The following is a 25,914-nucleotide window of genomic DNA, read 5'->3' as shown; positions in this document are numbered from 1 at the left end:
CTTAGGACGCGATTATTCGCTGATGTTGCCATCATCGCCGCCTACATTACCGCCATCGTAGTCATCATCGTCTTGGTCGTGATTTTGATCATGACCGTCTTGATCATGGCCTTGGTCATCGTCATCTTGATCATCGCCGGGTTGCCCAGCATTTTCTCCTTTGTCCTCATCTTGCTTGACGGAAAGTTTCCGCGCCCGGCCGCTTCCGTATTTCCACTCGAGTTCAAGGCGGAACGGGGTATCAAGGGAAAAGAGAGTTTGGATTTTGGCGATTACTTCATCGTTTGACAGCGACGGTGATGCTTGCAAGTCGTTAATGAGCGACTGGACATCATTTGTTGTCACTTCACCCGTCTGGTCTTTAATGTGCAAATGGGAATGGCGTTCAGACCAATGATAGTCGACTTTAATTGTTTGGTTGGCCGCCGTTTTGATTTGCAACTCAAGCTTTTGGATGACATTGGCCAGCTTTGTTTTTCCTTTCTTCTCTGCCCCGTCTTTAACGCGGTCGTTGTCGCTGTCGGCATCTTCCGGTTTAGTGCCGAGCGCTACCTCGGCGCTGTTTGTCAGCCCATCGCGGTCGGTGTCTTCGTCCCCATCTGATATTTTATCTTTGTCCGTATCTGTTTTTGTCGGATTCAGACGGAGGTTGTATTCCACTCGGTTGGTTAAGCCATCGCGGTCTTTGTCCTGGTTGGCGACGTTTTTCCCTAGACCGAGTTTGTACTTCAGCTCCCAATCATCCGGGATGCCGTCTTTGTTTTTATCGGCCCATTTTGGCTTGGATTGTTGTTTCCCCTTGGCTTCGGCTGTTGCCCATCCTGATGAAAACAACAAGGCAGCAGCGAGGCACCCAACTAGCATTCGCTTCATGCTTTTCTTCTCCCTTCATCAATTATGGATTGAAGATACGTTCGGCAGCTGGCTGGCATAGCGTCTTTCGCCGTAGCCCCTGTAGCTTTGCGCCACGCTGTTTCCAACGCTTTGCCTTTTCGCCGTATCTCCTCGCAGGAGAAGATGCGGCAGTAATCTATCTTCACTATAAGTTGTCCTACGATCTGAGGTAAATCATCCATTTGTCCTATTTTTCATCCGTTCCAAAGTTGACTGGCAAAACGTTTTTTTATATAATAATCTCGAATTCGAGATTTTAGAACCAATCAAATTGATGTAGAACTTCATGCTGGCTAGCCCTCCAAGGAGGCCGGTGAAAAACGTCCATTTCCCCTAATATCGATGATTCTTGAGTGGAGGGAAGAGCAACATTTATATATAAGGCTTCTCCGTTTGAGAAGCGACATGATTGAACCGCATTTCCTGTTGAATCACGAGCATTCTAGATTTTTCATGATGCGCATCGTATATATCACATGACTATGATCGCTATGGCGATCGCCGTATCAAAGCAGCATGCTCTTGGTGCTCTATTTCGATAAATGAAGGAGAGGAACAAGATGATCCGCATCGACCGGGCGTCGTCCCGATATCATGCCGATTATGGCTGGCTGAAAACATACCATAGCTTTTCGTTTGGCGAGTATTACAGAAAAAGCCGGCTGAAAGCTCACGGTTTTCATCGTGGGATGAAAGACGGTGTTGCTCGGTAATCCCTTAATGGGATGGCTTAGAGCAACCATTTTTATTTTCAATTGTTGCGGTATAATAGCGAAACTGATACAATGAATAATATGAAACAAGAATATCGAACAACAAAAACAACTGTATCTCTTATCAATTATCATTTTGTTTTCTGTCCAAGGTATCGAAGGAAAGTGCTGGTAGGCAAAGTGGGAGAACGATTCAAGCAGTTAGTAGAAGAAATTTGCCGAGAGAATGATTGGATCATCCTTGCGATGGAAGTGATGCCTGATCATTGTCATTTGTTCTTGAATTGTCTCCCTTCTGATTCTCCATCAGACATTATGGCAAAAGTGAAAGGAGTGACTTCCCGACGATTAAGGGAAGAATTTCAACACTTGTCTCATCTGCAGAGTCTTTGGACACGCTCTTTCTTCGTTAGTACAGCAGGGAATGTATCAAGTGAAATCATCAAACGCTATGTGGAATCTCAAAAGAAAAGGGGGTGAATCCATGCCGACGATCACACTAAGGCTGGAACTGCACAAACCAACGAAAGTCAAACAGGAAATGTATGAACGGATGACAGAAGTGAACACAGAGTTTGCGAATTGGCTGTTGGATCATCCAGAACTGAATCAAGCGACGAGTAAAATTTTTAAAGAGTTTTCGTCACAACGATTTCCTTCTGCCATTGCCTGCCAGACCATTCGAGATGTAAAGTCTCAAAGGAAACATCAGAAGGCAAAGAAATTTCGCAAACAGTGGTGTTGCTTTAACAATCAAAATTGGAAAGTCGAACGAAAGGGAGAGTTCTACACTGTTTCGTTTCCCACCCTAGAGAAACGAGTGGGTGTCCCGGTTGTTACACGACCCTATCAGGAAGCATGGCTGAATCGGCTGCTCGATGGAACCGCCAAACAAGGGGCAGCCAAGCTCTACAAAAAGAAAAAGAAATGGTTTCTTGCATTGTCCATCACATTTGAGGAAGAGCCATGTAAAGGCGAAAAGATCATGGGTGTTGATTTAGGACTCCGCTATATTGCGGTGGCCAGTATAGGAACGAAATCGTTGTTTTTCAAAGGGAATCAATGCGCCTTCATTCGCAGACGATATGCGGCTCTGCGGCGCAAATTGCAAAAAGCCAAGAAACTTCGTGCGGTGCGAAAAATCGGAAACAAAGAATCCCGTTGGATGAAGGATGTCAACCACAAAATTAGCCGTCAAATTGTCAATTTTGCGCTCGCCAACGGTGTTGGCGTGATTCGCATGGAAGATTTGACGGGCATTCGAAAACGGGCAACATCCATGAAAGAAGCGGGGCGGAATCTTCATTCATGGGCGTTTCATCAGCTGCAAACGATGATTGCTTACAAAGCCGAAATGTCGGGCATTCGGGTCGAGTGGGTGAATCCGACCTACACAAGCCAAACTTGTCGTTGTGGCTATCGAGATAAAGGAAACAGAAACGGCATCCACTTCCAATGCCAAAAATGCGGATATACGATTCATGTCGATCTGAATGGCGCCATCAACATCGCCAAAGCGATTTCAGGTTGGAGCGCCTAACCTAGCGCACTGGTCACAGGTGCGCCGCCCATTGGGGTACATCCTAACCCGATGGGATGGGGTGATGGCACACCCCTGAACTTGGGCGTTGTCCGAACCCGAAAGGGATGAGGGCGTTAACGACCCAAGAATCCTACGCCTTTAGGCGTGTGGAGTGTCAAGATCCGAACAACATCCAGTTTGGCCCGCTAAGGGTGTTAAACGACGATTTCGTTGCGCCGCTCTCCGGTTTTGGCGCTCACCCGCACCGGGAGATGGAAATTGTGTCGATCGTGCTTAAAGGCTATTTGCAACATGAAGACAGCACCGGACATAAGGCGGTGACAACGTTCGGCGGCGTGCAGCGGATGTCGGCCGGGACCGGCATCGTCCATTCGGAAGTGAACCCGTCGGCGACGGAAGAGGTGAACTTTTTGCAACTTTGGTTTTTGCCGGAACAATACGGATTGCCGCCGTCGTACGAGCGGACCGAGTTTCCGGTCGACAAGATGAAAAACGCCTTGCTGCCGATTGTCACGAAACACCCGTCTTCCCCGGGGATCGCTCACATTCATCAAGATTTGACGATTTACTTTTCCGATTTGGAAACCGGACATGAGCTGACGTTTACCCAGCCGGAAGGGCGGAACATCTTTGTCTTTGTCATTGAGGGGGATTTGACGTTAAACGGCGAGGCCCATCTCGAGCGGCGCGATGCGGCTCGCATCACGGAAACGCCGGTTCTTCGCCTCTCAACGAACGAAGGATCGCGGTTGATGCTCATCGACTTGCCAAAAGAGGGGTGAAAGCGTTTCGTTTTTGTGCGGCTCATTGGTTTGGCTTCCATTCTAGATCGTGCCAAGAAGACGAATCAAGAAGAGGCATCGTTCGCCGCCAAGGGCGAGGGGTGCCTCTTTTTTCCGTTCTGTATGAGTTGAGAAATCAACAAGGAGCGTGTAAACTAGTAAAGGATAGACAACGAATGAGCATACTCGGTACAAGCCTAACATATGATGGAGATAAAGGCATGGCACGGCGTGAGGCGGTGCTTTTCCTTTTCTCATTGGCGGAAGCCGCCGCCGTCTAGGCGGCAGAGGCGTCCGCTTGCTTCACCGAAGGAGAACGAGAAGAGACCCCCTTTCCCTTCTGTTGCAGGCAATGGAAAGGGCAGGTTTAGGGTGAGGAGGAAGCAACGTGAAAAAATCGACGACGGCCGCATTGATGGCCATATCGATGCTCATTGGGGCGGGAGGGACGTACGCTGGCCTTCAGTTGGCGGACCGCCCGATGGAAGGCTCGCTTTCGACGATTGTTTCGAATGAGCCGTCCAAGTCGACGAACGACAGCGAAGAGATGAAAAAAATCCGGCAAGCTTATGAGCTCATTAAGAATCGGTACGTGGAGAAAGTGGATGAAGAAAAACTGACGGAAGGCGCCATTCAAGGGATGATCAACACGCTCCATGACCCGTATTCCGTCTACATGGATGCGGAAACGACGGAGCAGTTCAACGAGTCGCTCGACTCATCGTTTGAGGGGATCGGCGCCGAAGTGAGCATGATCGACGGCAAGGTGACGATCGTGGCTCCGATCAAAAACTCGCCGGCGGAAAAAGCGGGGCTGAAGCCGAATGACCAAATTTTGCGCGTCAACGGAGAAAGCCTGGAAGGGCTTGATTTATATGAAGCGGTATTGAAAATCCGCGGCAAGAAAGGAACAACGGTGGAGCTTGACATTTTGCGCCCCGGCGTCAAAAACGTGATGAAAGTCAAGGTCGTCCGCGACGAAATTCCGATTCAGACGGTGTATGACTCGATCAAAACATACAACGGCAAAAAGGCGGGCTATTTGCAAATTACGTCGTTTTCGGAAAACACGGCCGCCGACTTTAAAAAGAAGTTGGCGAAGCTTGAGGCCGAACATATTGATGGCTTGATCATCGATGTGCGCGGCAATCCGGGCGGCTATTTGCAAAGCGTTGAGGAAATTTTGAAGCAGCTCATCCCGAAAGGCAAACCATATGTACAAATTGAAGAACGCGATGGCGATCGGCAAAAGTTTTATTCCGATTTAACGGCGAAAAAGCCATACCCGATCGTTGTGCTCATCGACAAAGGAAGCGCCTCGGCGTCGGAAATTTTGGCAGGTGCGATGAAGGAAGCGGGCGGCTACAAGCTGGTCGGCGAGACGACGTTTGGCAAGGGGACGGTGCAGCAGGCGATTCCGATGGGCGACGGCAGCAACATCAAATTGACGCTGTACAAATGGCTGACGCCGGACGGGCATTGGATCCATAAAAAAGGCATTAAGCCCGATGTCGCGGTGGTACAGCCGGATTACTTCCACGTCGCTCCGCTTCATGTGGAAAAACCGCTTCGGTATGACATGAACGACGAGCAAATCGCCAATGCGCAAAAAATGCTCAAAGGGCTTGGCTTCAACCCGGGCCGCACGGACGGCTACTTCAGCAAAGAAACCGAACAGGCCGTCCAAGCGTTCCAAAAAGCGAATCAGCTGCCTGTTACCGGACGCATCGATGAGGCGACGGCGGATGCGCTGCAAACAAAAATTATGGAAGCCGTCCGCGACCCGAAGCATGATATGCAGCTGAAAAAAGCGCTTGGTGTGCTGTTTTCGTCGTGAGCGGGCCAATGATGACGGATAAAAAGAAAAGGGCGCCTCGGCTTTTAGCCCGAGGCGTCCTTTTTATCTTTATATTGGCCCGTGAATCATCTATGACGTTCTATAAGCGGGCCGGCGTTTTCTCCCTTTCTGACGGAAGCGGCAGCTGCACGGTCGTTTCGATCGCAAACCGCGGCCGCCGTTTCACTTCTTGATAAATTTTTCCTATATATTCCCCGATGAGGCCGAGGCTCATCAGCATCAGCCCGCCGATGAACCAAACGGAAATCATGAGCGACGTCCAGCCTGATTCCGCGCGCCCGAGCCACTTGCTGATGAGGGCGTACAGCCCGGCCGCACCGCTCGTGAGAAAGGCCAAAAACCCGATGAGCGTAATGGCGCGAATCGGTGCGACGCTTAAGGAGGTGATGCCGTCAAAGGCGAAGGCGAGCATCTTTTTGAGCGGGTATTTCGATTGTCCGGCCCAACGCTCATGTCGGTCGTAAAAGACGCACGTCGAGCGGAACCCAACAAGCGGCACCAATCCGCGCAAAAAGAGATTGACTTCCGTATAGCGGCTCAGTTCATCGAGCGCCCGCTTGCTCATCAGACGGAAATCGGCGTGGTTGTAAATCAGCTCGATTCCGATGGCCCTCATGAACCGATAAAAGGCTTGGGCGGTCGTACGCTTGAACCACGTGTCTGTCTTTCGGCTCCGCCGCACGCCATACACGATGTCATACCCTTCGCGGTATTTTTGCACAAATTCGCGGATCGCCTCCACATCGTCTTGCAAATCGGCGTCAATGGACACGGCACAATCGGCGTACGCGCGAACGGTTTCGAGCCCAGCGAGCAGCGCCCGCTGATGGCCGACGTTGCGAGCGAGTTTCACACCGGAGACAAACGGGTTGCGCTCGCTTTCTTCTTCAATGAGCGCCCATGTCCGGTCGCGGCTGCCGTCGTCGACAAAAACGATATGGCTGCCGATGGCGACCGCTCCTTCTTCGAGCAGCTGCTCAAGCAAAGCGGTCAGCCGCCGGGCCGTTTCCGGCAACACTTCTTCTTCGTTGTAGCATGGGACGACGATGGCTAACAATGGTTTGTCCACCATGTTTCTTGCCTCCCTTTCACTCCACTTCGTATACATAAATTTTCCAGACTGACTGTCGATCGGTGAACGCCCGCAAGAAGCGGAGATGGATGTCGCGGGCGTTCATGATCGGGACGGAGGAAAAAATGTACTTGCCGCCAAGCTGTTTGAACGCCTTTGTGTCGATCTCGAAATGACGAATGACTTTATGCGAGCGTTTCGTGAACATGTAATGTTTCCCGAGCTCTGCCGAAAACAAATAGACGCGGTTGCCCCAATGGTCGAAATAGTCTTTCAGCACTGGGCTTTTGTCCAATTCTTTGGCAATGATGCGGCGAAACTTCCGCTTATACGACAACGGGTAAAAATTGTTGTACGTATCGAGCGTATAAAACCCGTTGTATTGAGCGATGGCCGGGTGAAGCCCAACGCTGGCAACGCGGTAGGACGATACCGGCTTGCCGATGTATTGCTTGATTTTGGTAAATAAATGTTCGGAATAAAACTGCTCGAACGACGGCGTGCCAGCGAGGCGATAGCGGATTTCCTCGTTAAACCCGCCAAGCAAAAGCAGCTGCAGCGCCAAGGCGATCGGCACGAGGCGCCGCCATGCGGTCCGTTCCTTGGCTAAGATTTGCAAGGCCAAGGCAAAATCGACGTAAATGACCATCGGCCGCAAAAAATGGAAGCGGGCGAAATTGAACGTATTCAAAAGTGAAATCCGTTCTTTCAGCGGCTGCCACCCTTTGTAAAACCAAAACGCATACCAAGCCGATAAGGCGATGTTCAACCAAAACAGCAAAAGGAAGCGCCGCTCCAATGACCCGCGCTGACGGCGGCGCAAAACGAGAAGAAACGCCGCCCAAAGCACCGGCAAGATGATCGGCCCATGGACGGTCATCACATGCGTATGGCCGAGCACATAGTTTTTCAACGTTAAACGAAGGCAGTGGACGAAGCTGAGCCGCGAGGAGAGGAACTCGTTCCGGCTCGTCGGTTCGCCGCTGAAGACAAGCGAGTACACGAGGCGGTACTCGATGGCCAAAAACAAGCTTGTCATCAGGGCGATCGCGGCGAAAAACCGCTTGTTCCACTGCTTGCGGACAACGCCGTCAAACAGCCACACCGCCGCCATCGCGGCGAGGAAAAAGAAAAATCCGAGCACAAAGCTGGCGTAAAACGGAAGCAAGATGATCGCAAGCCATTCTTTCCATGTCGCTTCTCCGTTGCGGATCGACAGAAACGCCCAAAGCGCCAGCGGCATGCCGAGCGTGCTTAACATGCCGGACGGCCAAAACGGTGTCAGCGCAAAAGCAAGCGCCGCCCCGACGCGAATGAGCCATGATTCCGGTGAAGGCAAAAAGTGGCGCCTGAGCAGCCAATACATACCCAAAAAGGCGAATACCCTCGTGATCGTCTGGCTGAGCGCGTACGCCGCCATGGAGGGAAACAAAGCATGCAGCCACACGATGCCGCTGAATTCTGTGCCGAAGGCGTTGCGCGGCAACCCGTTGATCACTTGCGGGATGACGGCATCGATTGGGCCAAATAGTTGGCCGCTGCGAACGAGCACGCGATACCAGGCGATGTTCGAATCCATATTGTCGTGCACGCGAATATGGGCGTGTTCGCCTAACATGTACAGCGGAGAAAGGTAGAGAGCCAATACGATGAACGCGATGGCGACCGCTTTTCGTTCTCTTTGTTCCATCTCGCGCGCCCTCCTTTCCCATACGGGCAGATTGCACAACATGATCCATTATAAACCGCTGCGATTAAAAAAGCATAAAAAAATTGTAAAGAAGTAGTGAAGGGGGAGAAAAAGGGGAAAGAAGCAACCAAAAAAACACCCTGCGTCAAGCAGGGTGGATGGAACCATTAGGCAAACAACCCCATCACCCGCCCAAGGCCGCGCCGTTTCTGCTTTGGTTCGTCCGATGTTTCATGGGAGGAAGGCGGTCGATTGTTCAGCTGCTGTTCAAGGCGGGCGACAAGCTGTTCCAACGCAGTGAGGCGGGCGACGATTTCTTCCATTTCTTGGCGGTGATGCAACAGTTGAATGGAGACGACGTCATCTGCTTTTTGCTCCAGTTGCCGTTCAAGCTGGTCCAAGCGCGAGGAGACGCGGGCGATTTCGGGTTCGATCGATTCATGTAAGGCGTCAATAGGAATGTTGTTCCGCAGCGGCGTCGGAGGGCGTTTCGGGGTCGGCGGCGCTTCCATGGCGGCGCCTTGTTCAAATTTGACCCGTTCGAGCAAGGCGACTGTTTTTTCATCAAACAAGTAGTGGCCGGCCTCGTTTTTCCGCAGCGTAATGTCGTATTTGCGCACCCAGCGCTGGATCGTTTTCGGCGATACACCAAGGCGAGCAGCGACGTCGGACGTTTTCAATTCCATCGTTTCACTCCTCCTTGTTTCGTCTTGTTTATCCTTTTTCCTCTGCATCTTTGAAAATCCTTCCCGGCCGACAAAACTAGTGTTGATTCGGCAAAGAAAGTGGAAAACAGCGAAGATTCGCCATTGGCGAAAAAAGATGGCTGTGGGCATGGGAATTGGCCATGCCATTTGGTAGAATAGAAGATAAAGAATGATGAACGACGCAAGGGGTGAAGCGGATGGCAACATGGTGGCTGGAATGGCTTGAGGGCGTCGCGTCGGTTTGGCGGCAGCCGCTTCTTTATTATGGCGCCGCGCTCGCTTTGGCCGTCGGTTGGCGGCGGGTGAAGCGGGAGCGCCGCGATTTTCATGTGCGCGTCTACAGCCTATGGCAAGAGTGGCGCGGGCTTTGGACGAAGGGATGGATGGCTGGAGCGGTGTTGTCGGCGGCGGCCGTCGGCATCGGGATCGCGGTGCCGCAGGAAGCGGTTTGGACGGTGACGGTGCTGACGGTGCTCTTTAGTTTGACGATGGAAGCGCGTTTGTTGTCGCCTGCTTATACGGTTGGCGGCGCGCTTCTCGTGTTCGGTTTGGCGGAACGAAGCGGGATGTTGGCCGGCTGGCTGCCGGAGGGCATGGCGGCGGCGCCGGCTTTGGCGGTGTGGCTTGCGTTGCTGCTGCTTTCGGAAGGATGGCTTATCATCCGCACGCGAAACGAGGCGGCCTCGCCGCAGCTTGCGAAAAGCAAGCGGGGGATGACGGTCGGCCTGCAATGGGCGCAGCGCCTTTGGTTTGTGCCGGTTGTGCTGCCAGTATCAGGCGGCGCGCTGCCGCCGGCTTCCTGGTGGCCGCTCGTTTCGACGGGAGACGGCTATTCGTTTTGGCTCGTGCCGTTTCTTCTCGGCTTTTCCCAGCGCCGGCAGCACATGCTGCCGGCGGAAGCGGCGCGCGCGGAGGGGCGGCTTGTTGTTCGGCTGGCGTTCGTTGTCGCCCTATTGGCCGCTTCCGGCATATGGTATCCACCGCTGGCGGTTGCGGCGGGGGCTATGGCCATCATCGGCCGCGAATGGATCGCGCTTTCCGGGCATCGCGCCGACCGCGCCCGCCCGCCCCGCTTTGCCCGCCATCCGCACGGCTTGGTGATTGTCGGCGTGCTTCCCGGCTCGAAAGCGGAAAAAATGGGGCTAGGCATCGGGGAAGTCATCATCAAAACAAACGGCGTCCCGGTGCGGAGTGAAACCGAGTTTTACGAGGCGCTCCAGCGCAACCGCGCGTTCTGCAAGTTGGATGTCGTCGGACATAACGGCGAAGTCCGCTTCGTCCAAGGGGCGCTCTATGAGGATGAGCATCATGAACTCGGGCTGCTGTTCGTCCGTGATCGGCACGCATCAGCGTCTGAAGCTGTTTCGTAAAGGAGAATGGACCATGTGGTTTTTGGCGGCACTCATCATTCCGTGCCTATTGGTGCTGTTGTTTGCGCGGGTGACGTACAATCGGTACATCGCTGTGCTGTTGACCGTTGCGCTGCTTGTCGCTTCCTACTTTAAAGGCTATACGGACGAGCTGCATGAAATCGTTGCTGACATCGCATCGACGATCGCCGGCTTTCTTTGGGCCGGCCGCATGCTCGACCATCTGAAGCAAAAATGAAGCGGCGCTGTCGGTTCAACCGTCTGTTTTTGGAAAAAGGCATCGCCGGCTGAACCTCGGATTGTCGAAATGGAACGGAGCGAAGACGCGGACCTTGGGTATGAATGGGTCCGCTTTTTCGCGTTTTTCGGTGCGAAGCGATGGAAAACGCTGAGTGGATTGGTACGAATATGAGTTCGCATTTTTGATGCATGGATCATCACGATGTGATACAATGGGGAAAGATGGTACGAAGGAGGAGGCGAAACGGTGGAGGGCCGTTTTCAATTAGTGGCGCCATACGAACCGCAAGGCGATCAGCCGCAGGCGATCGCCAAGCTCGTTGACGGCCTGCGCCGCGGGGTGAAGCATCAAACGCTGCTTGGGGCGACGGGGACGGGCAAAACGTTTACGATCTCGAACGTGATCGCCCAAGTCAACAAACCGACGCTTGTCATCGCCCACAACAAAACGCTCGCTGGCCAATTGTACAGCGAGCTGAAAGAGTTTTTCCCGCACAACGCCGTCGAATATTTTGTCAGCTATTACGATTACTATCAGCCGGAAGCGTATGTGCCGCAGACGGATACGTACATTGAAAAAGACGCGAAAATCAACGATGAAATCGACAAATTGCGGCACTCGGCGACATCAGCCTTGTTTGAGCGCCGGGACGTGATTATCGTTGCGAGCGTGTCGTGCATTTACGGTTTAGGGTCGCCGGAAGAATATCGGGAGCTCGTCGTCTCGCTGCGCGTTGGGATGGAAATCGAGCGCAACGCGTTGCTTCGGCGGCTTGTCGACATCCAATACGACCGCAATGACATCGATTTTCGCCGCGGCACGTTCCGCGTCCACGGCGATGTTGTCGAAATTTTCCCCGCGTCGCGCGATGAACATTGCATTCGCGTCGAATTTTTCGGCGATGAAATCGAGCGCATCCGCGAGGTGGACGCCTTAACCGGCGAGGTGCTCGGCGAGCGCGAGCATGTCGCCATTTTCCCGGCGTCGCACTTCGTGACGCGCGAGGAGAAAATGCGGCTCGCCATTCAAAACATCGAACAAGAGCTTGAGGAGCGGCTTGCCGAACTGCGCGCGCAAGGAAAGCTCTTAGAGGCGCAGCGGCTTGAGCAGCGGACGCGCTATGACCTTGAAATGATGCGCGAGATGGGCTTTTGTTCCGGCATCGAAAACTACTCGCGCCATTTGGCGCTGCGGCCGCCAGGCTCGACGCCGTATACATTGCTTGACTATTTTCCGGACGATTTTTTGATCATCGTTGATGAGTCGCACGTCACCTTGCCGCAGCTGCGCGGCATGTACAACGGCGACCGGGCGCGCAAGCAAGTGCTTGTCGACCACGGCTTCCGTCTGCCGTCGGCGCTTGACAACCGGCCGCTCACGTTTGAAGAGTTCGAGCAAAAAATCAATCAAATTATTTACGTCTCAGCGACGCCGGGGCCGTATGAGCTTGAACACAGCCCGGGCGTTGTCGAACAAATCATCCGCCCGACCGGGCTTCTCGACCCAACGATCGACGTCCGCCCGACGAAAGGGCAAATCGACGATTTGATCGGCGAAATTCGCGAGCGCGTCGAGCGGAACGAGCGGACGTTGGTGACGACGCTGACGAAAAAGATGGCGGAAGATTTGACCGATTATTTGAAAGAAGCGGGGATCAAGGTGGCGTATTTGCATTCGGAAATTAAGACGCTCGAGCGCATTGAAATCATCCGCGATTTGCGGCTCGGCAAATACGATGTATTGGTCGGCATCAACTTGCTTCGCGAAGGGCTCGACATTCCGGAAGTGTCGCTTGTCGCCATTTTGGACGCCGACAAAGAAGGGTTTTTGCGCTCGGAGCGCTCGCTCATCCAGACGATCGGCCGGGCGGCGCGCAACGCGAACGGCCATGTGATCATGTACGCCGATACGATCACGAAATCGATGGAAATCGCCATTCAAGAGACGAAGCGGCGCCGCGCGATTCAAGAAGAGTACAACCGAAAGCACGGCATCGTGCCGCGCACCGTTCAAAAGGACATTCGTGATGTCATCCGCGCGACGTACGCGGCGGAGGAGACGGGAACGTACGAAGCGAAGCCGGCGGCGACGATGACGAAACAGGAACGGGAAGAGCTGATTCAAAAGCTCGAAGCGGAAATGAAAGAGGCGGCCAAAGCGCTCGACTTCGAGCGGGCCGCCCAGCTGCGCGATATCATTTTCGAATTGAAAGCGGAAGGGTGATGGCCGGGTGAACGGAATGGATAAAATTATCGTCAAAGGGGCGCGCGCCCACAACTTGAAAAACATTGACGTCGAAATCCCGCGCGGCAAGCTCGTCGTCTTGACCGGGCTGTCCGGGTCGGGGAAGTCGTCGTTGGCGTTTGATACGATTTACGCGGAAGGCCAGCGGCGCTATGTTGAATCGCTGTCGGCTTATGCCCGCCAGTTTTTAGGGCAGATGGAAAAACCGGACGTCGATGCGATTGAAGGATTGTCGCCGGCCATTTCGATCGATCAAAAAACGACGAGCCGCAACCCGCGCTCAACCGTCGGCACGGTGACGGAAATTTACGATTATTTGCGGCTGCTATTCGCCCGCATCGGCCGTCCGTTCTGCCCGACGCACGGCATTGAAATCCAATCGCAGACGATCGAGCAAATGGTCGACCGGCTGCTCTCTTACCCGGAGCGGACGAAAATGCAAATTCTCGCCCCAATCGTCTCGGGGAGAAAAGGAACGCACGCCAAGACGCTCGAAGACATCCGCAAGCAAGGGTATGTGCGCGTCCGCATTGACGGCGAGATGCGCGAGTTGACCGAAGACATTGAGCTCGAAAAAAACAAAAAACATTCGATTGATGTCGTCGTCGACCGCATCATCATCAAAGACGGCATCGCCGCCAGGCTTGCCGATTCGCTTGAGACGGCGCTGAAGCTCGCTGACGGCAAAGTCGTCGTCGATGTGATTGGCGAGGGGGAGCTGCTGTTCAGCGAAAAGCATGCCTGCCCGTACTGCGGCTTTTCGATCGGGGAGCTTGAACCGCGTCTGTTTTCGTTCAACAGTCCGTTCGGCGCCTGCCCGGACTGCGACGGGCTCGGGGCGAAGCTCGAAGTGGATCCGGATTTGGTCATCCCGAACGATGAGCTGACGTTAAAAGAACACGCCATCGCTCCGTGGGAGCCGCAAAGCTCGCAATATTACCCGCAGCTGCTCGAAGCCGTGTGCCGCCATTACGGCATCCCGATGGACGTGCCGGTCAGAGACTTGCCGAAAGAGCAGCTGGATAAAATTTTGTACGGCAGCGGCGGTGAGCCGATTTATTTCCGCTATACGAACGATTTTGGTCAAGTGCGCGAACAATACATCGCGTTTGAAGGCGTCATTCCGAACGTCGAGCGTCGCTATCGCGAGACGAGCTCGGACTACATCCGCGAGCAGATGGAAAAGTATATGGCGGAACAACCATGTCCGACATGCCAAGGACACCGGTTGAAAAAAGAAAGCCTGGCCGTCCTTGTCGGCGGCAAGCATATCGGCGAGGTCACCGCCATGTCGGTGACCGAGGCGCTCGCCTTTTTTGACGGTCTCGAGCTGACGGAAAAAGAAGCGCAAATCGCCCGCCTCATTTTGCGTGAAATTCGCGACCGGCTCGGCTTTTTGCAAAACGTCGGCCTCGACTATTTGACGCTCAGCCGCTCGGCAGGAACGCTCTCCGGCGGCGAGGCGCAGCGCATCCGCTTGGCGACGCAGATCGGCTCGCGGCTGACGGGGGTGCTGTACGTGCTCGACGAGCCGTCGATCGGGCTTCATCAGCGCGACAACGACCGGCTGATCGCGACGTTGAAAAGCATGCGCGACCTCGGCAATACGCTCATTGTGGTGGAGCACGACGAGGATACCATGCTGGCCGCGGACTATTTGATTGACATTGGTCCGGGGGCGGGCATCCACGGCGGCGAGGTCGTCGCCGCCGGCACGCCGGAAGAAGTGATGAACGACCCGAACTCGCTCACCGGCCAGTATTTATCGGGGAAAAAATTCATCCCGATTCCGACCGAGCGTCGCCGTCCGGACGGACGTTGGCTTGAGGTCGTCGGCGCGCGCGAGCATAACTTGAAAAACGTATCGGTGAAAATCCCGCTCGGCACGTTTGTCGCTGTCACCGGGGTGTCGGGCTCGGGCAAAAGCACGCTCGTGAACGAAGTGTTGTATAAGGCGCTGGCGCAAAAGCTGCACCGGGCGAAGGCGAAACCGGGCGAACATCGCGGCATCCGCGGGCTGGAGCATCTCGATAAAGTCATTGACATCGACCAGTCGCCGATCGGCCGCACGCCACGCTCGAACCCGGCGACGTACACCGGGGTGTTTGACGACATCCGCGACGTGTTTGCCTCGACGAACGAAGCGAAAGTGCGCGGCTACAAAAAAGGGCGGTTCAGCTTCAATGTCAAAGGCGGGCGCTGCGAGGCGTGCCATGGCGATGGCATCATCAAAATTGAGATGCACTTTTTGCCGGACGTGTACGTCCCGTGCGAAGTGTGCCACGGCAAACGGTACAACCGCGAGACGCTCGAGGTGACGTATAAAGGAAAAAACATCGCCGAGGTGCTCGACATGACGGTCGAAGATGCGCTCGACTTTTTCGCCTCGATCCCGAAAATCAAACGCAAGCTCGAGACGCTCTATGACGTCGGGCTCGGTTATATGAAGCTCGGCCAGCCGGCGACGACGCTCTCGGGCGGCGAGGCGCAGCGCGTCAAGCTCGCCGCTGAGCTTCACCGCCGCTCCAACGGCCGGACGCTCTACATTTTGGACGAGCCGACGACCGGGCTTCATGTCGATGACATCGCCCGGCTGCTTGATGTGCTCCACCGGCTCGTCGACAACGGCGATACCGTGCTTGTCATTGAACATAACTTGGACGTCATCAAAACCGCGGACTATATCATTGACTTAGGTCCGGAAGGCGGCGACCGAGGCGGACAAATCGTCGCTGTCGGCACGCCGGAAGAGGTGGCCGAGGTGGAGGGGTCGCACACCGGCCGCTACTTAAAACCGATTCTCGAGCGCGACCGGGCGCGCATGCAGGCGCAATATGAAGCGGTGAAGGCGTAAAGGCCTTTGCGGCTTTGTCCGCCGCTTGGGACACCGGCGGCCGCCGCCTTTTTTTGCCGTCGGCAGGAAACTTTTCCTAGCGGCCGTCGTATATACAGGTAAAGGAAACTTGGAAAGGGGATTGCCGATTGTCGACGAACAAAGTGTTGTCCGCGCTTTGTTATTTCAGCGTCTTTTTTGCGCCGTTCATTTTGCCGATTGTCGTCTATTTTGTTGTCGAAGATCTTGAAGTCAAACGCCATGCGAAGCGGTCGCTCGTGTCGCATTTGATTCCGGCCGTTACGATCCTCTTGTTCATTGCGTTGGCCGCGTCGCCGGTGCTGTTCGGCCATTGGGGCGAGGAATCGCTTCTTTTTGGCGGCGGGCTCGTCTGGCTTGGGTTCCTCGTTGCTGGGGCGGTGAATCTTGTTGTCATCGTTTGGAATGTCATAAAAGGGATTCAAGTGTTAAAATAAGAGAAAGCGCCCGTTTGCCGGCGAATGCCGTGGCCCCGTTTCTTTGGGACTGTAACAAGGTGTGGCCGGCGGGCGCGAGACTCGAATAAAGATGGTGATGGGATGCTCAATTGGCTGATCGGTGTGTTTATCAATACGGTGCTGCTGATGGCGATTGACGGCTATTTTGACGATATTCACTTCAGCGGCATCGGCGCGGCGTTTTTGGCGAGCGTGATTTTGGCGGTGCTCAACGCCGTCGTTCGCCCTGTGCTCATCTTGTTGACGCTGCCGGTGACAGTGTTGACGCTCGGTTTGTTTTTGTTTGTCATTAACGCCATCACGCTCATGATGACTGCAGGGCTGATGGGCGATGCGTTTCAAATCGGCGGCTTTGGCACGGCGCTGCTCGCCTCGATCGTCTTGTCGTTTTTCCACCTGCTCGTGCAAAAAGCGATTATCGAGCCGCTGCGCAACCGGTCGTAACGGGGGCGTGATCCATTGGAAGGCCGGTGGCGCCATGGTTTTCCGTGATCGTGTGAAAAGATGGCAAATGCGGCAAGGGGTTGCAATGGGAGAAACGATGCGGTGAAGATCGTTTCGGTTTGATGTGTTTGGCTTGATCGGGACGGGGGGAGCCGTCCCTGTTTTGTTTTCCCCGATGTTTTCCATTCAATGGCGGAACGAAACGTGTTACAATGGAAAAAGATGAAGAAAGGGGAGAAAGGCGACGTATGCCAAAAGTGCGGACGAAAGACATCATTGAACAGTTCCAGCTCGAGCTCGTCAGCGGCGCGGAGGGCATTTACCGCCCGATTACGACAAGCGATTTGTCGCGGCCGGGGATTGAAATGGCCGGCTATTTCGCCTATTACCCGGCGGAGCGTCTGCAGCTGCTCGGACGGACGGAGCTGTCGTTTTATGAAACGTTGACGCCGGAAGAAAAAAAATCGCGGATGGAACGGCTTTGCACCGACATTACGCCAGGGATCATCGTCTCGCGTGGATTGGAAGTGCCGCCGGAGCTGATCGAAGCGTCTGAGCGCCAGTCGGTGCCGGTCATGCGCTCGACGATGAAAACGACCCGCCTGTCAAGCCGATTGACAAACTATTTGGAAAGCAAGCTCGCCCCCACCACCGCGGTGCACGGGGTGCTTGTCGATGTGTACGGCGTCGGGGTGTTGATCACGGGCAAAAGCGGCGTCGGCAAAAGCGAAACGGCGCTGGAGCTCGTCAAACGCGGCCATCGGTTGGTCGCCGACGACTGTGTGGAAATCCGCCAAGAAGATGAAGATACGCTCGTCGGCAGCGCGCCGGAGCTGATCGAGCATCTGCTTGAAATTCGCGGCCTCGGCATTATTAATATGATGACGCTGTTCGGCGCAGGGGCGGTGCGGACGCATAAGCGCATTTCGCTCGTCGTCGACTTGGAGCTTTGGGATCCGGAGAAGCAGTACGATCGGCTCGGGTTGGAAGAAGAGAAAGTGAAAATTTTGGATACCGAATTGCCGAAATTAACGATTCCGGTCCGCCCAGGGCGCAACTTGGCGGTCATCGTCGAAGTGGCGGCGATGAACTTCCGGCTGAAGCGGCTCGGGGTCAACGCGGCTGAGGAGTTTTCGGCGCGATTGAGCGACGCCATCGAAGACGGCGCGCACGATTACGACTGATGTTTCTTGCGTCAAAGGAATGGATCTCGTTTGGGCATGAAGCATAGGAGGTGGAAACGATGGAATCGACGATTCAGCCGCTCGACCGCGTGTTTTTGCACCTTGGCCCTATTACGATTTATTGGTATGGGGTCATTATCGGCACCGGTGTGTTGATTGGGCTATGGCTCGCGACGCGCGAAGCAGTGCGGCGCGGCTTGCCGAAAGAGACGTTTGTCGATTTGGTGTTATTTGCCGTGCCGATCGCCATTGTCTGCGCGCGGGCGTACTACGTGCTGTTTGAATGGCACTATTATTCAAAGCATTTGTCCGAGATTCCAAAAGTTTGGCAAGGCGGCCTCGCCATTCACGGCGGTTTGATCGGGGCGGTGGCGACGGGCGCGGTGTTCGCCCGCGCGCGCGGGCTGTCGTTTTGGAAGCTCGCCGATATTGCCGCACCAAGCATCATTTTAGGCCAGGCGATCGGGCGCTGGGGCAATTTTATGAACCAAGAGGCGCACGGCGGCCCTGTGTCGCGCCAGTTTCTTGAAAATTTGCATTTGCCGGATTGGATCATCAATCAAATGTACATTGACGGCCGTTATTGGCATCCGACGTTTTTGTACGAATCGCTTTGGAATTTGGCCGGTTTTTGTCTTTTGCTTTGGCTGCGGCGCGTCAATTTGCGGCGCGGCGAGCTGTTTTTGTCCTATTTGATTTGGTATTCCGTCGGCCGCTTTTGGATTGAAGGGATGCGCACCGACAGCTTGATGCTGGCCGGCAGTCTGCGCGCGGCGCAAGTCGTATCCGTGACGCTGATCGTGTTGTCGATCGCGCTGTGGATCGTGCGCCGGGCGAAAGGATGGGCAAAAGCAAGGTATCAAGACGAATAGCCGTCCTTATCCGTTGACGGATGACTAGGGAAAAAGAGAGGCGGCGTGTGGTGAAAAGGTCACACGGCGGCATGAAGACAAGCGAAGGAGAGAGGAGATATGGTAGGAACATTGCAGCGCGGCGTCATCGCCGGACTGAAGACGTCATGGGCGCTCGGCAAAATCATTTTTCCAGTGACGCTCATTTTAGCGCTGTTGCAGCCGACCCCTTTATTTTCATGGTTGATCGACCTTGTCACTCCCCTGATGAAGTGGTTCGGCTTATCCGGCGACGCGGCCGTGCCGCTGGTGCTCGGCAATTTGCTCGGGCTGTACGCCGCGATCGGGGCGATGCTGACGATCGAGTTTACAGTGAAAGAAGTGCTCATTCTCGCTGTCATGCTTTCCTTTTCTCACAACTTGATCGTCGAGTCTTCCGTCGCTTCGCGGACGGGTATGAGCGTTTGGCTCATGCTCGCCGTGCGCATTGGCTTGGCCGTTGTCTCCGGTTTGTTGATCGCCCATCTATGGGATGGGGGGCAGGAACTCGCTCAATATGGGTTTGTCTCGCCTGAAGCCGCCTCGCCGTCCGGCTGGGGAGAGATCATCTTGGCGGCGCTGAAAAAAGCGGCGACCGGCATCGTCCAGCTGGTTGCGATTGTCATTCCATTGATGACGATCATTCAAGTGTTGAAAGAACGCCACTGGATTGAGACGTTTTCGCGCTGGATGGCGCCAGCGACCAAGATGCTCGGCATGAGCGCGAACACATCGCTCACCCTTGCCGCCGGTTTTGTGTTCGGCCTCGCTTATGGGGCGGGGGTGATGATTCAGGCGGCGAAAGAAGACGGCGTCTCGAAGCGCGATTTGACGTTGGCGTTTATTTTTCTCGTTTCTTGCCATGCGGTTGTCGAAGACACGCTCATTTTCGTTCCGCTCGGCATCCCGGTCTGGCCGTTGTTGGTCATTCGCCTCGTTACGGCTGTGCTGTTGACGATGGCGGTGGCGTTCCTTTGGCGCCGTTTTGAACACCCGATGAGAAAGGAAGCCGCATCATGACGATTCGCACGATTTTATTTGACCTTGACGGAACGTTGATTGATACGAATGAGCTGATCATCCAGTCGTTTTTGCATACGCTGGAGAAGTATTATCCGGGCCGCTACGGGCGTGAGGACGTCTTGCCGTTCATCGGCCCGTCGCTGTATGAGACGTTCAGCTCGCTCGATCCGGAACGGGCCGAGGAGATGGTGAAGACGTATCGCACCTTCAACCATGCCCGCCATGACGAACTGATCCGCGAGTTTGACACCGTGTATGAGACGATCGAAACGCTGCACCGCCATGGCTTCCGCCTCGGCGTCGTGACGACGAAAATGCACGACACCGCCCTGATGGGGTTAAGAAAAACGCGGCTGGCGCCGTTTTTCTCGTGCGTCATCGGCCTCGATGACGTCACGCGGCCAAAGCCCGATCCCGAGCCGATTCACAAAGCGCTTGGCATGTTGCAGTCAACGCCGGACGAAGCGCTCATGGTCGGGGACAACTACCACGACATTTTGGCCGGCCAAAACGCCGGAGTGAAAACAGCCGGCGTCGCCTGGGCGATTAAAGGGCGCGAGTATTTGGAACAATATGAACCGGACTATATGCTGGAAAAAATGAGAGACTTGTTGGCCATTGTCGGCATCAACGAATGAAAGGAGGAGCCGTCCTCCCGGTGAGACGAACGACGAAACACCCTGTCCAAGGGGCGAACTCGCTCTGGCAGTTGTATCGCACCGTATCGTTTTGGAAAGTGCTGAAAAACGTCATCATCATTCAAATCGGGCGCTACACGCCGTTTTTGCCGCTGAAAAACTGGCTGTACCGCACGTTTCTCGGCATGAAGATCGGCGAGCAAACCGCGCTCGCCTTTATGGTCATGCCAGATATTCTCTTCCCTGAAAAAATCCGCATCGGCCGCAACTGCGTCATCGGCTACAACACGACGATTCTCGCTCACGAATATTTGGTTGACGAATACCGCCTCGGCGATGTGGTGATCGGCGATGAGGTGATGATCGGCGCGAACTCGACCATTTTGCCTGGTGTGGTGATCGGCGACCGCGCCGTGGTCGCCGCCGGCACCGTCGTCCATCAAGACGTCCCGCCCGGGGCGATGGCCGCGGGTTGCCCGATGCGCATCGTCCGCCGGAATGAACCGCCTTCCAATTGAATGGGGGCGAGGTTTTGTTTGGAAAAATGAAGATTTCCAGAAAAAGTGATAAAAAGATTGGAACACAAAAAACATTTATAATGCGACTGATGAAGATCGTCTGACGGGCGTAGGTTTTCTATATAGGTGCAATTTGAATCTTTAACATTTGTAGTTTTTACAGAGCGATTGGATCGACTGTCGGGCGAGCGAACAATGCCGCTTCCGGAACCATGTATGGGGCTGCGAAGCGGGTGATTGTTCGGTCACCGCCAGTCGAAAAGTGGATAAGCGACTTTTCCGTCAATGATATGTTAAACTTTTTCGTTGCATGTATATAAATAAGTACTCTACTTTTTTAGGTATTTATTCCATTATTGTGGATAATCGCCTATGCGACATGGAACGAAATGGACAAGCGCTTCCTTTTTTGAAGCGATCTTGTCCGTTTTGTTATTTATAAAGCATTCCCCCCCTTGACGCTGTGGCCGCAAAGGAGTAAACTACTAATAACTTCACTTCTCTACCATATTAGCAAACTAAAGCATCTCGATAAAGGGCGTGGGGACATGGCAAAAAAGCTGTTCATGTTTGAAAAACCGTTAGGCATGCGCGATACGCTGCCGTTTTTATATGAGTTGAAAAAACAAGTGCGTTCGGTGATGGCGGAAGAAATTGAGCGCTGGGGGTACGAGTTTATCGAAACGCCGACGCTTGAGTATTATGAAACGGTCGGGGCGGCGTCGGCGATTGCCGATCATCGGCTGTTTAAGCTCCTCGATCAGCAAGGGCATACGCTCGTATTGCGGCCCGATATGACGGCGCCGATCGCCCGGGTGGCGGCGTCGCGGTTGTATGACGACGGCAATCCGCTCCGGCTGGCGTACAACGCCAATGTGTTCCGCGCCCAGCAGCGCGAAGGCGGGCGGCCGGCGGAGTTTGAACAGATCGGTGTGGAGTTGATCGGCGACGGCACGGTGACGGCCGACGCCGAGGTGATCAGTTTAATGGTCGCCCTGCTGAAGCGGACGGGACTCGGGCGGTTTTCGGTGGCGGTCGGCCATATCGGTTATGTCAATGCGCTGTTTTTGGAGATTTTAGGGAATGAGGAGCGGGCGAGTGTATTGCGCCGTTTTTTATATGAGAAAAATTACGTCGGCTACCGTGAACATGTGAAGTCGTGGCCGCTTTCGTCGATCGATCAAAAGCGGCTGTTGGATCTTCTTTCCTTGCGCGGTGGAACGGACGTGATTGAACAGGCGAAAACGCTCGTCACAAGCGAGAAGGGGCGGCGGGCGGCTGATGAGCTGGCGGTGCTCATGGCGGTGCTTCGGACGTATGGAGTGGCCGAGGCGGTGAAGCTCGATATGGCGCTTGTCAGCCATATGAGCTATTACACTGGCATTTTGTTTGAAGTGTACGCCGAGCAAGTGGGATTCCCGATCGGCAACGGCGGGCGGTATGATGATTTATTGGCGAAGTTCTCGCGCCCGGCGCCGGCGACGGGGTTTGGGTTGCGCGTCGATCGGTTGATTGAGGCGATTGGGGAAACGGATGTGCGCGATGACATCGAGTGCATCGTGTTCAGCCAAGAGCGGCTGGCGGAAGCGGTGGAATTGGCCGAAGCGAAACGGGCGGAAGGCAAGCGCGTCGTCTTGCAGCACATTGCCGGCATTCGTGATATTGACGCCTACAGCCAGCGCTACCGGTCGATCGTGTATTTGCTTGGCCGCAGCGGGCGCGATGGGCAGTGAACATAACAGAGAAGGCGCCGCCGGTTGGTCATCGACGCTGTTGAAAACGGCAGCGATTGGCGGGACAGAGCGGATGCGAAGAACGGACGGGAAAGGCTGCCCATGGCGGTGGAGAGCATGCGGTGTACTCGAGGCCCAGCGCCGCATTTGACATGATGAGGAGCAAGGAGGAAGAATGATGCTGACGATTGCCATGCCAAAAGGGCGCATTTTTGAAGAGGCGGTCGAGTTGCTGCGGCGGGCGGATTATGCGCTGCCGCCGGAATTTACCGAGTCGCGCAAGCTCGTCATTGATGTGCCAGAGGAAAACATGCGCTTTATTTTGGCGAAACCGATGGATGTCGTCACCTATGTCGAGCATGGGGTCGCGGATTTGGGCATTGCCGGCAAGGACGTGCTGATGGAAGAAGAACGGGATGTGTACGAACTGCTCGATTTGCACATCAGCCGCTGCCATTTGGCGGTCGCCGGGATGCCCGGCGCCAAGATGAACGAAATCGCACCAAGGGTGGCGACGAAATACCCGAACATCGCGTCAACGTATTTTCGCGAGCAAGGCGAGCAAGTCGAAATCATCCGCCTGAACGGATCCATTGAACTCGCCCCGCTGATCGGCCTTGCCGACCGGATCGTGGACATCGTTTCCACGGGGCGGACGCTCAGAGAAAACGGGCTTGTCGAACTTGAACGGATCGCCGAGGTGACGTCGCGCCTGATTGTCAACCCGGCGAGCTACCGGCTAAACGGCGGGGACATTGAACGGTTGGTCGACCGATTGGCGGCGGTCATTCCCCAGCCGTAGGAAAAAAGGTGTGACAGAGCGGAAATGGGCGGTTTCCGAAGAATGGGTTGGTGGAGATTCGGGAATGGCGGAGCGGCGTTGACAACGCCGTTGGAAAATAGCATATAGATGCAACGAAGAAGTTTAACATATCCTTGACGGAAAAGCGGTTTGTCCATTTTCGACTGACGGAGGATCGAACAACCGCCTGCTTCACAGACCCATATATGGGTCTTTAAGCGGCGTTGTTCGGTCGCCCGACAGTCGATCAAATACTCGGTAAAAGCTGCAAATGGTAAAGCTTCAAATTGCATCGATACAGATTGCCAATGGACGAAAACCGATGGACGTCACAGAAAGGGGAGCGAACGATGAAAATCGAACGGATCCGAGGCGGCGTCTCGCTGCGGCGCACGATTGAAAGCGGAACGGAGGAGCAGCGGCGCGCGGTGCTTGATATCATCGCCAATGTGCGCGACCGCGGCGATGCGGCGCTGAAAGAATATACGGAACGGTTTGACGGCGTCAAGCTGGATTCGCTCAAGGTGACGGAAGAGGAAATGAAGCGCGCGCATGCGGCGATGGACGCGGAGATGCTGGAGATCATTCGCCAAGCGGCGGCCAACATTCGCGACTACCACAAACGGCAAAAGCGCGAATCATGGTGGATGACGAAAGAAGACGGCACGATTCTCGGACAAAAGGTGACGCCGCTCGATGCGGTCGGGTTGTACGTGCCAGGCGGGACGGCCGCTTATCCGTCGTCTGTGCTGATGAACGTTATTCCCGCACAAGTGGCGGGGGTGAAACGGATTGTCATCACCTCGCCGCCAAACAAAGACGGCACGCTCCCGGCTGGGGTGCTGGCCGCCGCCTATGAACTCGGCGTGACGGAAATTTACAAAGTCGGCGGCGCGCAGGCGATCGCCGCGCTTGCTTATGGGACGGAAACGATCCGGCCGGTTGACAAAATTTTCGGGCCGGGCAATATTTATGTGGCATTGGCGAAGCGGGAAGTGTTCGGACATGTGGCGATCGACATGATCGCGGGGCCGAGCGAAATTGTCGTGCTGGCGGATGAAACGGCCCGACCGGATGAGATTGCGGCGGATTTGTTGTCGCAAGCCGAGCATGACGTGCGGGCGTCGGCCATTTTGGTGACGCCGTCGATGAAATTGGCGCTGGCGGTGGCGAGCGAAGTCGAACGGCAGCTGGAAACGCTGCCGCGCCGCGACATTGCCCAAGCGGCGCTCGAGAACTACGGCGCCATTTACGTCACCGAGACGCTTGAGGAAGCGGTGGATGTCGTGAACGAACTGGCGCCGGAGCATTTGGAAGTGATGACGGCAGAACCGCTCTCGCTTTTCGGCCGGCTCCGCCATGCGGGAGCGATGTTTTTCGGCCGCTTCAGCTCCGAGCCGGTCGGCGACTATTTCGCCGGGCCGAACCACGTGCTGCCAACCAACGGCACGGCCAGATTCTCAAGCGGCTTGAGCGTTGACGAGTTTGTGAAAAAATCAAGCGTGATTGTTTACAGTGAAACCGCATTGAAACAACATGGCGACAAAATCGCCGCCTTTGCCCGCCTCGAGGGGCTGGAGGCGCACGCGCGCGCCATTGAGGTGCGGCTCGAGAAAGGGGAATGAATGATGGCAAGGGAAGCGATGATCGCAAGAACGACGAACGAGACGAGCATTCAGTTATCGCTTTCGTTGGATGGCGAAGGGAAGGCGGAACTGGAAACGGGCGTGCCGTTTTTAACCCATATGCTCGATTTGTTCGCCAAGCACGGCCAGTTCGATTTGCACATTGAGGCCAAAGGCGACACGCATATTGACGACCACCATACGACGGAAGACATCGGCATTTGCCTCGGGCAGGCGATCAAGGAAGCGCTCGGCGACAAAAAAGGAATCAAGCGGTACGGCAACGCGTTTGTGCCGATGGATGACGCCTTGGCGCAAGTTGTGATCGACTTGAGCAATCGCCCGCATTTTGAGTTTCGCGGCGAGTTTCCGGCAGCGAAAGTCGGTGCGTTTGATGTCGAACTCGTGCATGAGTTTTTATGGAAACTGGCGCTTGAAGCGCGGATGAACTTGCATGTCATCGTCCATTACGGGCGCAATACGCACCATATGGTCGAAGCGGTGTTTAAGGCGCTCGGGCGGGCGCTCGATGAAGCAACGATGATCGACCCGCGCGTCAAAGGCGTTCCGTCGACAAAAGGGATGCTGTAGCCGATGGAGTGGGGCGCCCCCC

The 25,914-nt window shown here is 54.9% G+C and carries 24 protein-coding genes, 1 pseudogene and 1 riboswitch; of the genes and pseudogenes, 21 read left to right on the top strand and 4 right to left on the bottom strand.

Going from position 1 to position 25,914, the window contains the following annotated elements:
• Positions 1–12: 12 nt before the first annotated feature.
• Entirely contained in the window at positions 13–873 is an 861-nt protein-coding gene (locus GT3570_RS15095) for a hypothetical protein (RefSeq protein ID WP_062898928.1), read from the bottom strand.
• A 40-nt stretch (positions 874–913) separates the two neighbouring features.
• Positions 914–999, bottom strand: a riboswitch (cyclic di-GMP riboswitch).
• A gap of 455 nt (positions 1,000–1,454) precedes the next feature.
• Between GT3570_RS15095 and GT3570_RS18570 the strand changes: the two are divergent.
• The 5 genes and pseudogenes from GT3570_RS18570 to GT3570_RS15080 all read left to right on the top strand — a co-directional run.
• Positions 1,455–1,544: pseudogene (locus GT3570_RS18570) on the top strand (pirin family protein); the annotation flags it as partial.
• A 144-nt stretch (positions 1,545–1,688) separates the two neighbouring features.
• On the top strand, positions 1,689–2,087 hold the full coding sequence (gene tnpA / locus GT3570_RS18200) for an IS200/IS605 family transposase (protein WP_074043146.1): 399 nt from the start codon (positions 1,689–1,691) through the stop codon (positions 2,085–2,087).
• A gap of 4 nt (positions 2,088–2,091) precedes the next feature.
• Positions 2,092–3,147 carry an RNA-guided endonuclease TnpB family protein gene (locus GT3570_RS15090; protein ID WP_062898927.1) on the top strand — a complete coding sequence of 352 codons (1,056 nt, stop codon included), beginning with the start codon at positions 2,092–2,094 and terminating at the stop codon, positions 3,145–3,147.
• A 107-nt stretch (positions 3,148–3,254) separates the two neighbouring features.
• Positions 3,255–3,932 (top strand): pirin family protein, encoded by a 678-nt coding sequence (locus tag GT3570_RS15085; RefSeq protein ID WP_062898926.1) that lies wholly within the window; start codon positions 3,255–3,257, stop codon positions 3,930–3,932.
• 388 nt (positions 3,933–4,320) lie between these two features.
• Complete coding sequence (locus GT3570_RS15080; RefSeq protein ID WP_060788264.1) at positions 4,321–5,769, top strand: S41 family peptidase; 1,449 nt, start codon at positions 4,321–4,323, stop codon at positions 5,767–5,769.
• Between the two features lie 100 nt (positions 5,770–5,869).
• On the opposite strand, the gene GT3570_RS15075 is transcribed toward GT3570_RS15080, so the two are convergent.
• From GT3570_RS15075 to GT3570_RS15065, 3 genes are all read right to left on the bottom strand, one after another.
• Positions 5,870–6,862 carry a glycosyltransferase family 2 protein gene (locus GT3570_RS15075; protein WP_062898925.1) on the bottom strand — a complete coding sequence of 331 codons (993 nt, stop codon included), beginning with the start codon at positions 6,860–6,862 and terminating at the stop codon, positions 5,870–5,872.
• Between the two features lie 16 nt (positions 6,863–6,878).
• Positions 6,879–8,552 (bottom strand): DUF6044 family protein, encoded by a 1,674-nt coding sequence (locus GT3570_RS15070; RefSeq protein WP_011232560.1) that lies wholly within the window; start codon positions 8,550–8,552, stop codon positions 6,879–6,881.
• Positions 8,553–8,719: 167 nt separating this feature from the next.
• Positions 8,720–9,238 (bottom strand): MerR family transcriptional regulator, encoded by a 519-nt coding sequence (locus GT3570_RS15065; RefSeq protein ID WP_062898924.1) that lies wholly within the window; start codon positions 9,236–9,238, stop codon positions 8,720–8,722.
• A 218-nt stretch (positions 9,239–9,456) separates the two neighbouring features.
• Here GT3570_RS15065 and GT3570_RS15060 point away from each other — a divergent pair, with 218 nt between their 5' ends.
• The 16 genes from GT3570_RS15060 to hisB all read left to right on the top strand — a co-directional run bounded on the left by GT3570_RS15060 (position 9,457) and on the right by hisB (position 25,892).
• On the top strand, positions 9,457–10,629 hold the full coding sequence (locus tag GT3570_RS15060) for a PDZ domain-containing protein (RefSeq protein ID WP_062898923.1): 1,173 nt from the start codon (positions 9,457–9,459) through the stop codon (positions 10,627–10,629).
• A gap of 13 nt (positions 10,630–10,642) precedes the next feature.
• The gene (locus GT3570_RS15055; RefSeq protein ID WP_062898922.1) at positions 10,643–10,867 is read left to right on the top strand and encodes a CsbA family protein; all 225 of its coding nucleotides are present in this window, start codon (positions 10,643–10,645) and stop codon (positions 10,865–10,867) included.
• Between the two features lie 249 nt (positions 10,868–11,116).
• Positions 11,117–13,093, top strand: a complete 1,977-nt coding sequence (gene uvrB / locus GT3570_RS15050; RefSeq protein WP_062898921.1) for an excinuclease ABC subunit UvrB — start codon at positions 11,117–11,119, stop codon at positions 13,091–13,093.
• A gap of 16 nt (positions 13,094–13,109) precedes the next feature.
• Positions 13,110–15,968, top strand: coding sequence for an excinuclease ABC subunit UvrA (gene uvrA / locus GT3570_RS15045; RefSeq protein ID WP_062899117.1), 2,859 nt, complete (start codon positions 13,110–13,112; stop codon positions 15,966–15,968).
• 128 nt (positions 15,969–16,096) lie between these two features.
• Positions 16,097–16,423, top strand: a complete 327-nt coding sequence (locus tag GT3570_RS15040) for a magnetosome magnetite crystal formation protein family (protein ID WP_011232554.1) — start codon at positions 16,097–16,099, stop codon at positions 16,421–16,423.
• Between the two features lie 102 nt (positions 16,424–16,525).
• Positions 16,526–16,888: a phage holin family protein gene (locus GT3570_RS15035; protein WP_011232553.1), complete on the top strand. Its 363-nt coding sequence runs from the start codon at positions 16,526–16,528 to the stop codon at positions 16,886–16,888.
• 248 nt (positions 16,889–17,136) lie between these two features.
• Complete coding sequence (gene hprK / locus GT3570_RS15030) at positions 17,137–18,072, top strand: HPr(Ser) kinase/phosphatase (protein ID WP_011232552.1); 936 nt, start codon at positions 17,137–17,139, stop codon at positions 18,070–18,072.
• Positions 18,073–18,131: 59 nt separating this feature from the next.
• A complete protein-coding gene (lgt, locus tag GT3570_RS15025; RefSeq protein ID WP_021321646.1) occupies positions 18,132–18,944 on the top strand; it encodes a prolipoprotein diacylglyceryl transferase in 813 nt (270 codons plus the stop codon).
• 99 nt (positions 18,945–19,043) lie between these two features.
• Positions 19,044–19,982: a nucleoside recognition domain-containing protein gene (locus tag GT3570_RS15020; protein WP_011232550.1), complete on the top strand. Its 939-nt coding sequence runs from the start codon at positions 19,044–19,046 to the stop codon at positions 19,980–19,982.
• A complete protein-coding gene (gene ppaX, locus GT3570_RS15015; protein WP_062898920.1) occupies positions 19,979–20,623 on the top strand; it encodes a pyrophosphatase PpaX in 645 nt (214 codons plus the stop codon). The genes GT3570_RS15020 and ppaX overlap by 4 nt, the downstream gene beginning before the upstream one ends.
• 20 nt (positions 20,624–20,643) lie before the next feature.
• On the top strand, positions 20,644–21,141 hold the full coding sequence (locus tag GT3570_RS15010; protein WP_062898919.1) for an acyltransferase: 498 nt from the start codon (positions 20,644–20,646) through the stop codon (positions 21,139–21,141).
• Between the two features lie 548 nt (positions 21,142–21,689).
• Positions 21,690–22,874 carry an ATP phosphoribosyltransferase regulatory subunit gene (locus tag GT3570_RS15005; RefSeq protein ID WP_011232547.1) on the top strand — a complete coding sequence of 395 codons (1,185 nt, stop codon included), beginning with the start codon at positions 21,690–21,692 and terminating at the stop codon, positions 22,872–22,874.
• Complete coding sequence (locus GT3570_RS18565; RefSeq protein WP_156484087.1) at positions 22,864–23,025, top strand: hypothetical protein; 162 nt, start codon at positions 22,864–22,866, stop codon at positions 23,023–23,025. The genes GT3570_RS15005 and GT3570_RS18565 overlap by 11 nt, the downstream gene beginning before the upstream one ends.
• A 27-nt stretch (positions 23,026–23,052) precedes the next feature.
• Positions 23,053–23,676 (top strand): ATP phosphoribosyltransferase, encoded by a 624-nt coding sequence (hisG, locus tag GT3570_RS15000; RefSeq protein WP_011232546.1) that lies wholly within the window; start codon positions 23,053–23,055, stop codon positions 23,674–23,676.
• A gap of 350 nt (positions 23,677–24,026) precedes the next feature.
• Positions 24,027–25,301 (top strand): histidinol dehydrogenase, encoded by a 1,275-nt coding sequence (hisD, locus tag GT3570_RS14995; protein ID WP_014196732.1) that lies wholly within the window; start codon positions 24,027–24,029, stop codon positions 25,299–25,301.
• Positions 25,302–25,304: 3 nt separating this feature from the next.
• Complete coding sequence (gene hisB, locus GT3570_RS14990) at positions 25,305–25,892, top strand: imidazoleglycerol-phosphate dehydratase HisB (RefSeq protein WP_011232544.1); 588 nt, start codon at positions 25,305–25,307, stop codon at positions 25,890–25,892.
• Positions 25,893–25,914: the final 22 nt, after the last annotated feature.

This window comes from Geobacillus thermoleovorans, assembly GCF_001610955.1.
GTDB classification, from domain to species: Bacteria; Bacillota; Bacilli; order Bacillales; family Anoxybacillaceae; genus Geobacillus; species Geobacillus thermoleovorans.
Note: the sequence above shows the minus strand (reverse complement) of the source record. Positions and strands in the feature narration are given on the sequence as shown.

Excerpts from the sequence above, each read along its gene's own strand:
- GT3570_RS15095 (WP_062898928.1), bottom strand. The coding sequence starts at position 873 with ATGAAGCGAATGCTAGTTGGGTGCCTCGCTGCTGCCTTGTTGTTTTCA.
- tnpA (WP_074043146.1), top strand. The coding sequence starts at position 1,689 with ATGAAACAAGAATATCGAACAACAAAAACAACTGTATCTCTTATCAAT.
- GT3570_RS15090 (WP_062898927.1), top strand. The coding sequence starts at position 2,092 with ATGCCGACGATCACACTAAGGCTGGAACTGCACAAACCAACGAAAGTC.
- GT3570_RS15085 (WP_062898926.1), top strand. The coding sequence starts at position 3,255 with ATGAGGGCGTTAACGACCCAAGAATCCTACGCCTTTAGGCGTGTGGAG.
- GT3570_RS15075 (WP_062898925.1), bottom strand. The coding sequence starts at position 6,862 with ATGGTGGACAAACCATTGTTAGCCATCGTCGTCCCATGCTACAACGAA.
- GT3570_RS15070 (WP_011232560.1), bottom strand. The coding sequence starts at position 8,552 with ATGGAACAAAGAGAACGAAAAGCGGTCGCCATCGCGTTCATCGTATTG.
- GT3570_RS15065 (WP_062898924.1), bottom strand. The coding sequence starts at position 9,238 with ATGGAATTGAAAACGTCCGACGTCGCTGCTCGCCTTGGTGTATCGCCG.
- GT3570_RS15060 (WP_062898923.1), top strand. The coding sequence starts at position 9,457 with ATGGCAACATGGTGGCTGGAATGGCTTGAGGGCGTCGCGTCGGTTTGG.
- GT3570_RS15055 (WP_062898922.1), top strand. The coding sequence starts at position 10,643 with ATGTGGTTTTTGGCGGCACTCATCATTCCGTGCCTATTGGTGCTGTTG.
- uvrA (WP_062899117.1), top strand. The coding sequence starts at position 13,110 with ATGGATAAAATTATCGTCAAAGGGGCGCGCGCCCACAACTTGAAAAAC.
- GT3570_RS15035 (WP_011232553.1), top strand. The coding sequence starts at position 16,526 with ATGCTCAATTGGCTGATCGGTGTGTTTATCAATACGGTGCTGCTGATG.
- hprK (WP_011232552.1), top strand. The coding sequence starts at position 17,137 with ATGCCAAAAGTGCGGACGAAAGACATCATTGAACAGTTCCAGCTCGAG.
- lgt (WP_021321646.1), top strand. The coding sequence starts at position 18,132 with ATGGAATCGACGATTCAGCCGCTCGACCGCGTGTTTTTGCACCTTGGC.
- GT3570_RS15020 (WP_011232550.1), top strand. The coding sequence starts at position 19,044 with ATGGTAGGAACATTGCAGCGCGGCGTCATCGCCGGACTGAAGACGTCA.
- ppaX (WP_062898920.1), top strand. The coding sequence starts at position 19,979 with ATGACGATTCGCACGATTTTATTTGACCTTGACGGAACGTTGATTGAT.
- GT3570_RS15005 (WP_011232547.1), top strand. The coding sequence starts at position 21,690 with ATGGCAAAAAAGCTGTTCATGTTTGAAAAACCGTTAGGCATGCGCGAT.
- GT3570_RS18565 (WP_156484087.1), top strand. The coding sequence starts at position 22,864 with ATGGGCAGTGAACATAACAGAGAAGGCGCCGCCGGTTGGTCATCGACG.
- hisG (WP_011232546.1), top strand. The coding sequence starts at position 23,053 with ATGCTGACGATTGCCATGCCAAAAGGGCGCATTTTTGAAGAGGCGGTC.
- hisD (WP_014196732.1), top strand. The coding sequence starts at position 24,027 with ATGAAAATCGAACGGATCCGAGGCGGCGTCTCGCTGCGGCGCACGATT.
- hisB (WP_011232544.1), top strand. The coding sequence starts at position 25,305 with ATGGCAAGGGAAGCGATGATCGCAAGAACGACGAACGAGACGAGCATT.